Consider the following 13,302-nt stretch of genomic DNA (forward strand, 5'->3'; position numbering starts at 1 on the left):
CCCGGTCGCGGAGCTGCTCGGCAAGCGGGTCCGGGTACCGATCCTGGTGTCGAACGACGTCCGCGCGCTGACCGTCGCCGAGCACTGGTTCGGCGCCGGGGTGAACGCGGACTCGTTCGCCGTGGTGACGATCGGCTCGGGGATCGGCTGCGGGCTCTACATCAACGGCGAGGTGGTCTCCGGCGCGTACGGCGTGTCCGGCGAGCTCGGCCATCTGCCGCTGGCGCCGGGTGACCTGGTGTGTACCTGCGGCCGGCGGGGCTGTGTCGAGACCGTCGCGTCGTCGGACGCGATCCTGGCCCGGACGCGGGAGCGGACCGGGCGGCCCGACCTGGATCTGGCCGGGGCGGTCGAGCTGGCGCACGACGGGAACCAGCAGGCCCGCGAGGCGTTCGACCGGGCCGGTGAGGTGATCGGCGCCGCGCTGGCCGCGATGGTGAACCTGGTCGGGCCTGAGCTGGTGATGATCGCCGGCGAGGGCGTCGCGGAGTACGACCTGTACGAGGAGCGGATGCGGCGCGCGTTCGCCGAGCACGCGTTCGGCGCCGCCGGGGACTGCCGGCTGGTACTACGCTCGCACACCTTCGACGACTGGGCCCGTGGCGCGGCGGCCACCGTGATCCGCTCCTACGTCCGAGGCGAACCGCCGCTCCAGCGTTGAGCGCCTAGGTGCGGGCGGCGGCGAGGATCTTGCGCCAGACCTTCTTGTAGGACTCGAGGCCGTCGGAGGCGAGCGGGCCGGTGGGGCCGGCCGTGATCGAGACGCGTTCCGGGATCGTGCCCCAGACCGGGATGTTCTCGGCGGCGTACAGCTGCATCGCCTCCTGGTAGGAGCGGGTGTACGTCCGCGCCGAGCAGATCACCAGACCGGCCGGCACGTCGTCCGGGACGAGCTCCAGCACGGCCTTCACCCGCGGGGTCTCGACGCCGCCGACGCGGGTCGGGATGACCACGATCCGGGCGCGTTCGAGGGCCTTGTTCAGCAGCCGCTCGTGGGACGGCGGCATGTCGACGATGCCGATGCCCTCCGGCGGGACCTTGTCCAGCGCCTTGTTCAGCAGGCGCTCGGTCGGCGCCTCGGCGATCTCGACCCTGGACAGTTGGCCGTCCACGGAGTCCGCGATCCAGTCCGCGGCGCTCCCCTGCGGATCGGCGTCGATCAGGGTGGATGTGCGACGGTTGGAAGATGCCAGCGCGGCCAAGTACACCGACGTGGTTGTCTTACCGACCCCGCCCTTCAGTGCAGCTGTCACGATGATCATGGGCACGAACTTACCCGGTTCTGTCCGAAATCCGGCGTGTCGTCGGCGTTGCCCGCCGAGATCGTGATAGTTGCCCCCGGCCCGTGTGCACAAGCTCAACCCAGCTTCACCCGCGAATCCTTTCCGCGGTACGCCGCCTCTTACTCCTGAAATCGCACCCGATGAAGGAGCACCCCATGACCTGGATCGTCGTCGCGGCCGCCACCGCGGTCGTCCTGCTCGGCACCTGCAGCGTCGTCGTCCTCATCCCGGCCGCCGGCCCGTGGAGCCTCCTGCTCCTGCCGGTAACCGTCGTAGCCTTCCGGGGCTGCCCGACCTGTTGGGTCATCGGCCTGATCGAAACGATCTCCCGCGGCAAACTCCAGCGCGACTGCGTCGACGGCCAGTGCAAGCTGACTACGGCTTCCTGACCATCTCCACGAGGGCGGCGAACCCGTCGGCTCCGAACCCGGCCGCGTCGGCACGCGCGAACAGCTCGGCCACTGCGCCCGGCACGGTCGCGTCGAGACCCGCTTCGGTGAAGGCCTGGACCATGTGCTCGGAGCCGACCGCCTGCATGTGCAGGTTGTTCTCAGCGCCTGGATACTCGCCCGATTCGAGCTGCGTGGTCAGGATGCGCAGGAAGCCCATCGGGCCTTCCTGGGTCAGGTCGGCAAGCATGGTCGCGACGTACGGCCGCAACTGCTCGGCGCTGCCGACCAGGGACGCGGAGTAGAAGTAGCTGATCAGCGTGCTCCAGAAGATGTTCAGCATGGCCTGGTAGTAGAGCATCGCCAGACCGGGGTCGGTGCCGACGTGTTCGACGCGGCCAAGAACCTCCAGCGTGGCGCGGTGAGCGTCGACCGCCTCCGCGGGGCCGGCGTAGAACGCGTACGACCCGGGCTGCCCGATCCCCGGCGGCGGCACCATGATGCCGCCGGTCACCAGCGTGCCGCCACGCTCGGCGGCCCACGTCGACGCGACCCGCAAGCGCTCGGGGCTGTCGGAGCTGAGGTTGACCAGCACACGTCCCTGCAGATCCGCGTCCGCCAGCGACTCGAACATCGCCGGATAATCGACCTGGCTGATCACCACCACCGTACTGGCCGCCACCGCCTCGGCCGCGGTCGCTGCCGGCACCGCGCCCAGCCCGTCCGCCTTGCCGGGCGTCCGGTTCCAGACGGTGGTCGGGTGCCCGGCGGCGACGTACGTCCTGGCCATCGTGGACCCCATCGCGCCGAGCCCGATCACTGTCACTGCTTCTCGTGAACTCATGCAGCCGATGCTGGAAGAACGCGCTACGGGTTTACTACGGGTATGTACTTCGGGGTGCTCGGTCCGCTGCTCGTGCGGACGGACGCCGGCGAACCGGTCGCCGTACCCGACACGAAGGTCCGGATGCTGCTCCTGGACCTGCTGGCGAACGCGGGTACGCCGGTCAGCGCGGACCGGCTGATCGAGGACCTGTGGGGGTCGCGCCCGCCACGGAACCCGACCGGGACGCTGCAGGCGCGGGTCTCCCAACTGCGGTCGGCGCTGGAGCGAGCGGAGGTCGGCGCGCGGGCCCTCGTACGGCACGGTCCGGCCGGATACACGCTGGACGCGGAGGATGTCGACAGCAACATCTTCGAGGGGTACGTACGGGCCGGTCGCCCGCGGGAAGCGCTCGAGCTGTGGCGAGGTCGGCCGTACGTCGATGTCCAGGACCACGAGTTCGCCCGCGCCGCACGCGAGCACCTGGAGGAGCTGTACCTGACCGCGCTCGAGCACGGCGACGGCGTCCTGCCGCGGACGACCGAGCTTGTCCGGCAACGCCCCCTCGACGAACGGCTGCACGCCGTACACCTCAGGGCGCTCTACCGCGCGGGACGCCAGCACGAGGCGCTGCGCGCATACGCCGAGCTACGCGAAGCCTTGTCCACGGAGCTCGGCGCCGACCCCGGCCCCGAACTGGCGGCCCTGCACCAGGCGATCCTTCGCCACGACCCGTCCCTCCAGCATCCCGCGGCTCTGCCGGCGCCGCTCAATCCGTTGATCGGCCGAGCGGAGACGCTGGCCGCTGTGCGGCAGCAGCTCGGTGCCAACCGGCTGGTCACGTTGGTCGGGCCGGGTGGGGTCGGGAAGACCCGGCTGGCCGTGGAGGTGGGCCGGGGCATCGGTGGCGCGCGGCTCGTGGAGCTCGCGCCGTTGCGGGCGGACGACGTACTCGAGGCGTTGGCCGCCGCTCTGGAGTTCCGGGACGAGTCGGGTGACCTGCTCCCGCGGCTGATCGATTCGCTGCGGACCCGGCAGATTCTGCTGATCCTGGACAACTGCGAGCACCTGGAGCTGGCGGACCTCGTGCAGCGCCTGCTGTCGGCGGCGCCTGGGGTTCGAGTACTGGCGACGAGTCGTGAAGCGCTGGGTGTGCCCGGCGAGCAGGTGGTCGAGGTACCGCCACTGACACCAGCGGCTGCGGCCGAGCTGTTCAAGGCACGGGCTGGCGTCACCGAGGACGTGAGCGCGATCTGCGAGCGCCTCGACGGGATCCCGCTCGCACTGGAACTGGCCGCGACCCGCGTTCGCGCGCTCGGCGTTCAAGGACTCGCAGAGCGCCTCGATGACCGTTTCCGGTTGCTGTCCGGCGGCAAGGCCGGCCCGGAACGCCAGCGAACGCTCCGCGCCACCATCGACTGGAGCTGGGACTTGCTGGCCGACGACGAGCGCCAGCTGCTCCGGCGACTCGCAGTACACGCCGGCACGTTCTCCCTGGAGGCGGCTGCCCAGGTCAGCGAGCTACCGGAGCACGTCCTGCTGGCACTCGTCGACAAGTCGCTCGTGGTCGCAACAGCCGGCCGTTACCGCCTGCTGGAGTCCATAGCGGCGTACAGCCTCGAGCGGCTGACCGAGGCCGGTGAGGAGGCAGCCCTGCGACAAAGGCACGCCACCTACTACCTCACGCTCGCACAGCAGGCCGAGTTGCGCGGTGAACGTCAGTGCGAGTGGCTGCAGCGCCTCGACCAGGAAGCGGCAAACTTCCGGCTCCTTCCGCCGTCGCTGGAGCTGGCCGACGCGCTCGCCTGGTACTGGTACCTCCGCGGCCGCTACGGCGAGGCCCGCCGTACCCTGGCCGCCGCGCTCGACCTCCCCGGCCAGCCGCCCGCCCTCCGCGCGCAGGCCGCCGTCTGGCTGGCCGGTATGACCGCAACCGATGCCCGGGGCACCAATGTCGCCGCGGTGGGTGACCGCGCGCTGGCGGCGGTCGGCGACGACCCGCACGCGCTCTGGTTCCTCACGATGACCCGCTGGGCGTACGGCGACCCCGTCGTACTCATGCAGCGCATCGACCGGGCCATCGACCTGTTCACCGAGCGGAACGACCGGTGGGGACTGGCCGCCGCGCTGAGCACCCGGGCGCAGCTCAACATCGTGCATGCGGACCTGCGCGCGATGCAGCGGGACAGCCGCCGCAGCCTGGAGCTGTTCGACGAACTCGACGACGACTGGGGACGGCTGCAGGCGAAGTACGGGCTGATCGTGGCCGCCGAGATCAGCGGCGACTACCCGACCGCCACGACGTACCTGGAGGACGCGGTCCGGCACGCGAAGGACCTCGGGCTGTGGACTGAGGTGTCGTTCCGGACCGCGGGACTCGGCCGGATCGCGCTGCTGACCGGCGACCACGCGCGCGCCGACGAGCTGCACGAGCAGGCCCGCCGGCTGGCGGTCGAGCAGTCGAACAAGTCCGCCGAGGAGTACGCCGAGGTCGGGCTCGGGCTGTCCGCGCGCCGGCAGGGCCGCCTCGACGACGCCGAGCGGCACTTCACCAAGTGGCTCCGCTGGCTCGAGCAGATCGGCGGGACGCCCGGGATCGGGTTCATCAACAACCAGCTGGGTTTCATCGCCGAACAGCGGGGCGACCTCGCGACCGCCCGGACGCTGCACGAACGCGGTCTCGAGCTCGCCCGCCGGATCGGTGACGGCCGGGCGATCGCGTTGGCCCTCGAAGGGCTGGCCGGCGCGGCCGAGGATCCCGGCCGCGCCCTGGAGCTTCTCGCCGAGGCGGAAGCCCTCCGTCAGCAGGTCGGCGTACCGCTGCCGCCGGCCGAGCGGTTCGATGTGGAAAGAGCTATTGCCCGAGCGCAGCGAGAGAAGCGTTAGGACCGTCCGAGCCAGGCGTTGACCTTGGACTGGTTGTCCTTGACCCACTTCTCCGCGGCCTGGTCCGGGGTCAGTTTGTCGACCGCGATCATCCGGGCGACCGTGTTCTGGTCCTCGTTGGTCCACTTGAAGTTCTTCACCAGGTCGTACGCCGGGCTGCCGGAGTCGGCGAACTTCTTCGAGACGATCTTGTCCAGGTCGTACGGCGGGTAGTCGCAGGCGACCTTCGCCGGGACCGCGTCGCAGCCGGGCTTGTACGCGGGCAGGTTGATCTTCACCAGCTTGACCTCGTTGAAGAACCACTGCGGCTCGTAGAAGTACGCGAGCAGCGGCTTCTTGTTCTTCTCCGCGTCCCGGAACGCCTGGATCAGCGCGGTCTCGCTGCCGCTCTGCACGACCTTGTAGTTCAGCGACAGGTTCTTCACCAGCGCTTCGTCGTTGGTCACGTACGACGGGTCGCCGTCGAGCAACTGCCCCTTGCCGCCGGACTCCGACGTCTTGAACAGGGCGGCGTACTTGTTCAGGTTCTTCCAGTCGGTGATGTCCGGGTACTTGGCGGCCATCCACGGCGGCACGTACCAGCCGATCACGCCCTTCACCCCGGTGGAGCCGGCCTCGACCGCGACCTTGTCGTCGGTGATGTACTTCTTCTTCAGGTCCTCGTGGCCCCAGTTCTCCAGGTTCACGTCCACCTCGCCGGTGGCGAAGCCCTGCCAGGCGACCTGCTCGGCCAGGTTCTTCTCCACGACCTTGCAGCCGAGGTCCTTGGTCGCCACGTACGACACCACGGCCGCGTTCGCCGCGTACCCGACCCACGGGCTGACGGTCAGGTTGAACGAGCCGCACTCCTTGCCACCGCCGGCCGGCTTGTCCGCACCGACCTTCTGGCCACCACATCCCGCTGTCGTCGTGATGGCGAGCGCGACCGCCGTCAGCACACCGGCGTACCGGAGTCTCTTCACCGCTTGTCTCCTTCGTAGTTGTGGGTACGGCGGGCCGCCGCCTGTGTCACCCGATCGAGCAACACCCCCAGAAGCACAATCGCCAGACCGGCCGCGAGGCCCTTGCCGTACAGGTCGCTCTGCGCGAAGCCCGCGGACACGTCGTACCCGAGCGCGCCCGCGCCGACCAGCCCGCCGACGACGACCATCGAGAGTACGTAGATCAGCCCCTGGTTGACCGCGAGCGTGATCGCCCGCCGGGCCACCGGCAGCTGCACCTTGCTGATCACCTGCCAGCTGCTGGAGCCGACCGAGTTCGCCGCCTCGACGGTCGCGACCGGGACCGCCTTGATGCCGTCGGCAACGATCTTGGTGGTGACCGGGACCGCGTACACCACCGCGGCCGCGATCGCGGTGAACCGGCTGGTGCCGAACAACGCGAGAAACGGCACCAGGTACACGAACGGCGGCATCGTCTGGCCGGCGTCCAGCACCGGCCGGATCCAGATGTCGACCCGCCGGTTCCGCCCGGCCCAGACGCCGAGCGTCAGTCCGACGGCGACGACCACGACCGTCGCGAGCAGGGTCGACGCGAGCGTGACCATGCTGTCGTGCCACACGCCGGTCGCCACCAGCAGACCCAGGCATACCGCCGCCGGTACGGCGCCTCGCCAGCCGCCGAGCACGAAGGCGAGCGCGACGACCACGACCGACACGAGCCACCACGGCGATCCGGTCAGCAATCCCTCGAGCGGATTCAGCAGCGCGTTGGTCACCACGTCGCGCACGCCGTACGTGAACCCGCCGAAGACGTCCTGCACCCAGTTCGTCACGTCCGAGGTGACCGCCGCGATCCGCGAGCCCACCTCCACCTCCGGGAACTCGGCCGCCCACACGTAGGTCCGCGAGAACCACACCGCCACCAGTACGCCGACAGCGCCCGCGCCGAGCAGCACCTTCCGCCGCACACTCGCCGTCCGCCAGGGTCGATCGCCGGCCGCCGTCGTCACCCGGTCGAGGACGATCGCCAGTACGACGATCGCGAGGCCGGCGTTGAACGCGACCCCCACGTCCAGCGTCTGCAGCGCCTTCAGCACGGTCTGGCCGAGGCCCGGCGCGTCGATGAGCGCGGCCACGGTCACCATCGACAGCGCCGCCATGATCGTCTGGTTGATGCCGACCACGACGGTCGAGCGCGACATCGGCAGCAGTACCTTGAGCAGCGTCTGACCGCCGGTCGAGCCGAGCGAACGGGCCGCCTCGACGCTCTCCGGCGGCACCGAGCGGATCGCGTGCGCGGTCAGCCGGACCGCGGGCGGCGCCGCGTAGATCAGCGTGGCGATCGTCGCCGCGGCCGGGCCGATCGCGAAGAACAGCGTCAGCGGCGCGAGGTACACGAACGTCGGCAGCGTCTGCATCAGGTCGAGGATCAGCGTCGCGACCTTGAACGCGCGATCGGACAGCCCCGCCCAGATCCCGAGCGGGATCGCGACCAGCAACGACAGCAGCACCGCCGCGATCGTCAGCGCGAGCGTGTCCATGCTCTGCTGCCACAACCCCTGCAGCCCGACGAACCCGAGCCCGGCGGCCGTCAGTACGGCGACCTTCCAGTTGCCGAAGGCCCAGGCGCAGTACGCCGCGATCGCGATCACGCCCAGCCAGCCGATCACCGGGACCGGGCGGTCGAACGACGGCTGCGAGATCACGTCCTGCAGCAGCACCACGATCTGGTCGACGGCGACCCGGATCGCGCCGAAGAACCCGTTGCCCTGACCGACATCGTCACGGTGCTCGGTCAGCCACCGGTGCAGCGCGGTCGTGTCCTGGCCGCCGAGCACGAGCGTGTCGATCCCGCGCAGCACGAAGTACGCCGCGACCCAGACGACCAGTAGTACGCCGACGACCACGCTGCGGCGAGGCCGACGTACCTCGACCTCCACGTTGCTCGTGATCGCGGCCATCAGGCGGTGGTGTCTTCAGGCGGCGCGACGACCGCGAGGATCTCCTCGTCGCCGATGACGCCGAGTACCGTGCCGTTGTCCACAACCTTGACCGGGCGGTCCGCCTCCAGCACGAGGCGGGTCGCGTCCCGGACCAGTACGTCGGGGCCGAGCTCTGGACCGTCCAGCGGCTCACCAGGGTGCGGATCGCGGGCGATCCAGCGGAGCGTGAGGACGTCGGCCCGCGGTACGTCGCGGACGAACTCGCGGACGTAGTCGTCGGCCGGCGCACCGACCAGCTCGTCGCCGGTCCCGAGCTGGACCGCCGCGCCGTCGCGCATCAGCAGGATCCGGTCGCCGAGCTTCAGCGCCTCGGACAGGTCGTGGGTGACGAACACCATCGTCTTGCCGACCTCGCGGTGCAGCCGTACCACCTCGGTCTGCATCTCCCGCCGGATCAGCGGGTCGAGCGCGGAGAACGGCTCGTCGAACAGCAGGACGTCGGGATCGTTCGCGAGCGCCCGCGCCAGGCCGACCCGCTGCTGCATGCCGCCGGACAGCTGCTCCGGGTACAGGTGCTCGTTGCCGGCCAGGCCGACCAGGTCGATGACCTCCTGGGCGCGCCGACGGCGGTCGGGCCGGCTCTCGCCGCGGATCTCGAGGCCGTACGAGACGTTGTCGATCACCTTGCGGTGCGGGAGCAGGCCGAAGTGCTGGAACACCATCGAGAACTTGCTCCGGCGGAGTGCGCGCAGCCGCTTCTCGTCGGCCGCGCGCAGATCCTCGCCCTCGAACGTGAGCCGCCCGGCGGTCGGCTCGATCAGCCGGGTCAGGCAGCGCACCAGCGTCGACTTGCCGGACCCGGACAGCCCCATCACGACGAACACCTCACCCGGCGCCACGTTGAAGCTCAGGTCGCGGACCGCCGCCGTACAGCCGGTCCTCGCGGACAGCTCCGCCCGGTCCAGCGCCGCCAGATCGGGCCGGTGCGGCACGCGCTGCGCCTTCGGGCCGAACACTTTCCACAGCCCCTGCACGGACAGCAGCGCGCCGGAATCCTCTACGTCGGGGTACTCGAGCTGAGCGGTCACACCTAGGTCCTGTCTGGTAATTCAGCGCCGTAGCGAGGAGGTGCTCGGTGCGGCGAGGTGAACCGGGACTCTACCCAACCTGCGGGGGCGCGACTCCTGTCAGGGCTGGTACGGCGGTGCCTCGCCCCAGCCCCAGTGCGGGACCGGAGCCTCTGGGGGTGGGGTCGCTCCCGGCTGGGAGTTGGACAGGGCGATCCGGGTGCCCCACTCGATGTAGGCGACGAACGCCGAGCGGAACTCCGGGTCGTCCGGCAGGCCGGCCGGGTCGGCGCTCTTGGCGATCAGCGCCGCCCAGCGGGAGCGCTGCTCCTCGGTCAGGCCGAGGTTCAGATGGTGCGCCAGCATCGCCGGGTAGCCGCCGAGTTCGTCGGTGTAGCGGCTCGGCCCGCGGAACACCTCGCCGAGCCAGATCGCCACGTGCTCGCGGTGGTTCTCGCTCATCCGGCCGAAGACCGGTGCCAGGATCGGGTCCTCGAGCACCTGGTCGTAGAACACGTCGATCAACCGGCGGAGTGCCTCGTGCCCGCCGGCCCATTCGTACAGCGTCGGAGTTGTCACGTAATTATGTAATCACGAGAAGAGGGCATCGGCTACCGCCGCGAGCTCGTTCTCGATCCGGGTGTCGCCGTCCTCGGTGAACCAGAGAATGTTCTGCAGGATCCGCCCCGCGGTCCACCCGAGCGCCCGCTCCCGGTCGATCCCGGTCACCTCCAGCATCAGATCGAACCGGTCCCGGATCGCCTGGTGCAGGTCACCGGTGGCCACCAGGTCGTCCCACCGGTTCCACACCGCGGGCATCAGCTCGAACGCAGGGTCACCGGCGAGCGGCTTCGGGTCGATCGCCAGCCACGGCCGCCGCTCCGCGGCCATCACGTTCAGGTAGTGCAGATCCCAGTGCAGCAGCCGGTCGCCGGGCTCCGGCAGCAACTCCTTCACCATCGCGACGAACCGCCAGGTCAACGCCCGCTCGGCCGGGTCCGCCAGCAGGGGGATGATCCGGGGCGCGTCGTCGATCATGCCGGCCGCGATGTCCGCGAGCGTCCGGACGCCTGGCGGCGCGGGGACGACCATCAGGCGGCTCAGGAGCTCGGCGAGGATTCGGGTGGCCTCGACGTGGTCGGGCAGATCATCGAGGGTCCGGGGCTTGAGGCGTTCCAGCAGGATCGTGGAGGTGGCCGGGTCGTCCTCGAGTACCTCGACCACGTCGTCGTGGTTCCAGGTCCGCAGCGCCAGCGCCTCGCTCTCCGACTCTTCGTCGACCCGCTGCAGCCTGAGCATCGCGGCGGTCCCGTCCCGGCGTACGACGGGCACGATCAGCGACGCCTCGCCGCTCAGCAGGTCGCCGTCGACCGTCAGGTCCCACTCACCGACGTACCGCTCCAGAGCTCCCGGCAGGCTGTCCAGCCAGTCGGCCGCCTTGACGCTGTGGTTCCGGATGAGCTTCGCGGGAATCTCGATCACCCCATGCACAGTAGGTGCTCGCCCGGGTGATGTGCTTGGGTTTTCCCGTGGAGAGCAGGCATCGGCGGGTTCAGCGGATCGTGGCGGCGGCGTACGTGGGGATCCCGGTGCTGCTGCTGGTCGTCGTCGCGGTGATCGCATCCCGCGGTAAGGCGGCCGCCTGGATCGGTTGCGTCGTACCGGTGGCGATGCTGGTGTTCGGGTTCGTCCTCCGCCGCCGGCACCGGTACCAGCCGCGCTGGTGGACGGGCGTGGCCGGGTTGTTCGGCGGGCTGACCGGCTTGATGGTGACGCTCTTCCCGCTGGCGATCGGCGTGTGGTGGCCCGCCGTACTCGCGCTGCCCGGACTGATCGTCGGCCTCGTCGCGGGCCTCGCACTCGCCCGTACGGCGGACCGCGCGCTGCTCGTCCCGTTCGACCCGGAGCTCGCCGGCACGCCGTACGAACTCGTCTTCCGTCTCCGCGGCATCCCGCTGGCCACGGTCCTCGTCGACGCCGACAAGGTCACCATCCAGTCGCACCCGGTCCCGCGCGCCGACCACCAGTCCCGCAGCTACCCGCTGAGCACGATCACCGGCACCCACGAGTTCTCGCTGATGGGCGCCGAACGCCTCAAGTTCCCGATCACCGTCGCGCACGCCACCGCCACCCCCGGCCCGGCCGTCATCCTGCAGGCCAACGGCGAGGACTGGGTCCTGCCCACCAACCAGGCCGGCACCCTGATCGACGTCCTGACGACCCGTCGCAAACCCTGACCGGCGCGGTCCGGGCAGTCGTCCGAGCGGGGCTAGGAAGCGGCTTCCTCGCGCTTTCGGGTCTCGGCCTTCTCGGCCTGCCAGCCGTCCTCGTTCGTGCCGAGACGCCAGTAGCCGGAGAGCGAAACCTGGTCGCGGGGGAGGGCGCGGTCCTGGAAGAGGTTCTTGCGGATACGGAAGACGAAGCCCGCCTCGCCGTGGACGAAGACGTCCGGGGTGCCGGGTGGGAAGTCGAGGGACTCGACGGCGGATACCAGCGCATCGCCGCGGGTGCCGTCCGTACGGTGGAACCACTGGAGGTCGACCTCGGCCGCGGTGTCGAGCTTCTGCTGCTCGGTTTCGTCCGCGACCTCGAGGAAGACCGTGGCTCGCGCGCCGGGGGCCAGTTGCTCGACAGCCGCACTGATCGCCGGCAGTGCGCTCTCGTCGCCGACCAGGAGGTGCCAGTCGGCGGTCTCGTCCGGGGTGTACGCCCCGCCGGGGCCGTTGAACCACAGCACGTCACCGGGCCGCGCCGACGCCGCCCACGGGCCCGCGACCCCCTCGTCGCCGTGGTACACGAAGTCGATCGTCAGCTCGCGAGTCGCCTCGTCCCAGCCGCGGACGGTGTACGTGCGCATCGTCGGCCACTGCTCGCTCGGGTACGTCTCCCGCACCACGCCCATGTCCAGCGGCTCGGGGTACTCGACGCCGTCCTTGCCGAACAGCAGCTTCACGTACGCGTCGGTGCAGCCGTTGCCGGTGAAGTCGTCGGAGGTCAGCACGACCCGGATCATGTGTGGCGTGATCCGCTCGGTGCGCCGGACGACGGCACGCTTGCAGACACGGTTACGGCGGGGTGCGGGGGGCACGCGACCACTTTCCTCTCGGGCGGATAGGTAAGGTCACCCTAACCTATCCGCCCAAGCAGGTTAGGTCCCGCGGATGGAGAACGCCTTGCTGGAGGCGGCGATCGAGTTGCAGGCCGGGACGTACGACCGGTACGCGATGCTGCCCTTGTACGCCGGTTGCGCGTTCACCGTGTAGCGCCCGGACGAGCGGACCTGCCCGATGCTGACGGTCCGCCACTGCGTCGCGCCGTACAGCCGCTGCAGGTACACCTTGCAGCCGGCCGCCACCGTGTGCACCGCGCCGTTGACCGGCACGATCGTCCCGACCGGCGCGCTGGTCCGCGACGGTACGGCGGTCACGGTCGGCTTGGTGACCGGCCGGGCCACGAAGAACGACAGCCATCCGATCGGGGCCGGGTCGCCGGGAAGCAGGAGGCAGTTGAGGTAATCGCCCAGGGAGCCCGGGTACGACTTCGTGACGACGCCGTTGACGTCGGTCAGGTAGTTGTAACCGGGTCCTACCGACTCGACACAGCCGTTGTCGTTCGTCAGCCCGACCCGCAGCCGCGACCCGTACGGCTTGCCGGTCTGCGCGTCGGTGACCGCCCACCGGATCGAGTACGGCTGGTTGCGCGGCACCACCTTCGGCGTCACCGAGGCGGTGATCCTCGGCTGGTGCGTACCGGTGATCGCGATCGTCTGCCCGGAGTACGGCGTCGGGTCGGTCATGCTCCCGCTGCCCGGGTTGTACGGGCCGGTCATCACGGCGGCCACCTTGAAGGTGCCGTTCGCCGTCGACGGGATCAGCACCGAACCGGTCCAGGTGCCGGCGGACTGGTTGCGCACGAGGTTGGTGGACAACAGGGAGTCGTCCATCCCGGAACCGCCGGTCCGTTGCAGGAT

Annotated in this window: 13 protein-coding genes; 4 read left to right on the plus strand and 9 right to left on the minus strand. The window is 70.1% G+C overall.

The features are described 5' to 3' along the window. The coding region (locus tag VFF46_RS09365; RefSeq protein ID WP_325036653.1) for an ROK family protein at positions 1–661 on the plus strand (661 nt) is incomplete at its 5' end. A 4-nt stretch (positions 662–665) separates the two neighbouring features. On the opposite strand, the gene VFF46_RS09370 is transcribed toward VFF46_RS09365, so the two are convergent. Beyond that, positions 666–1,262 (minus strand): ParA family protein, encoded by a 597-nt coding sequence (locus tag VFF46_RS09370; protein WP_325036654.1) that lies wholly within the window; start codon positions 1,260–1,262, stop codon positions 666–668. 176 nt (positions 1,263–1,438) lie between these two features. Between VFF46_RS09370 and VFF46_RS09375 the strand changes: the two genes are divergently transcribed. Further along, the gene (locus tag VFF46_RS09375; RefSeq protein WP_325036655.1) at positions 1,439–1,672 is read left to right on the plus strand and encodes a hypothetical protein; all 234 of its coding nucleotides are present in this window, start codon (positions 1,439–1,441) and stop codon (positions 1,670–1,672) included. Here VFF46_RS09375 and VFF46_RS09380 read toward each other — a convergent pair. Further along, on the minus strand, positions 1,659–2,516 hold the full coding sequence (locus VFF46_RS09380; protein ID WP_325036656.1) for an NAD(P)-dependent oxidoreductase: 858 nt from the start codon (positions 2,514–2,516) through the stop codon (positions 1,659–1,661). The genes VFF46_RS09375 and VFF46_RS09380 overlap by 14 nt on opposite strands. Positions 2,517–2,558: 42 nt before the next feature. Here VFF46_RS09380 and VFF46_RS09385 point away from each other — a divergent pair, with 42 nt between their 5' ends. Continuing rightward, a complete protein-coding gene (locus VFF46_RS09385) occupies positions 2,559–5,381 on the plus strand; it encodes a BTAD domain-containing putative transcriptional regulator (RefSeq protein ID WP_325036657.1) in 2,823 nt (940 codons plus the stop codon). Here VFF46_RS09385 and VFF46_RS09390 read toward each other — a convergent pair. The 5 genes from VFF46_RS09390 to VFF46_RS09410 form a co-directional block, all read right to left on the minus strand. Then, complete coding sequence (locus VFF46_RS09390; RefSeq protein ID WP_325036658.1) at positions 5,378–6,343, minus strand: ABC transporter substrate-binding protein; 966 nt, start codon at positions 6,341–6,343, stop codon at positions 5,378–5,380. The genes VFF46_RS09385 and VFF46_RS09390 overlap by 4 nt on opposite strands. Then, the gene (locus VFF46_RS09395) at positions 6,340–8,283 is read right to left on the minus strand and encodes an ABC transporter permease subunit (RefSeq protein WP_325036659.1); all 1,944 of its coding nucleotides are present in this window, start codon (positions 8,281–8,283) and stop codon (positions 6,340–6,342) included. Before VFF46_RS09395 ends, VFF46_RS09390 begins: the two co-directional genes overlap by 4 nt. Next, positions 8,283–9,353 carry a glycine betaine/L-proline ABC transporter ATP-binding protein gene (locus VFF46_RS09400; RefSeq protein WP_325036660.1) on the minus strand — a complete coding sequence of 357 codons (1,071 nt, stop codon included), beginning with the start codon at positions 9,351–9,353 and terminating at the stop codon, positions 8,283–8,285. Before VFF46_RS09400 ends, VFF46_RS09395 begins: the two co-directional genes overlap by 1 nt. A gap of 99 nt (positions 9,354–9,452) precedes the next feature. After that, positions 9,453–9,911 (minus strand): group II truncated hemoglobin, encoded by a 459-nt coding sequence (locus VFF46_RS09405; RefSeq protein WP_325036661.1) that lies wholly within the window; start codon positions 9,909–9,911, stop codon positions 9,453–9,455. A 12-nt stretch (positions 9,912–9,923) separates the two neighbouring features. Then, positions 9,924–10,823, minus strand: coding sequence for an aminoglycoside phosphotransferase family protein (locus VFF46_RS09410; protein WP_414673048.1), 900 nt, complete (start codon positions 10,821–10,823; stop codon positions 9,924–9,926). Between the two features lie 38 nt (positions 10,824–10,861). On the opposite strand from VFF46_RS09410, the gene VFF46_RS09415 reads away from it, so the two are divergent. After that, entirely contained in the window at positions 10,862–11,569 is a 708-nt protein-coding gene (locus VFF46_RS09415; RefSeq protein WP_325036663.1) for a hypothetical protein, read from the plus strand. Positions 11,570–11,601: 32 nt separating this feature from the next. Here VFF46_RS09415 and VFF46_RS09420 read toward each other — a convergent pair whose 3' ends face one another. Both VFF46_RS09420 and VFF46_RS09425 read right to left on the minus strand, forming a co-directional pair. After that, entirely contained in the window at positions 11,602–12,420 is an 819-nt protein-coding gene (locus tag VFF46_RS09420; RefSeq protein WP_325036664.1) for a siderophore-interacting protein, read from the minus strand. 60 nt (positions 12,421–12,480) lie between these two features. Continuing rightward, on the minus strand, positions 12,481–13,302 hold an 822-nt coding region (locus VFF46_RS09425; RefSeq protein WP_325036665.1), incomplete at its 5' end, for a hypothetical protein.

Source organism: Kribbella sp. (assembly GCF_035655035.1).
GTDB lineage: Bacteria > Actinomycetota > Actinomycetes > Propionibacteriales > Kribbellaceae > Kribbella.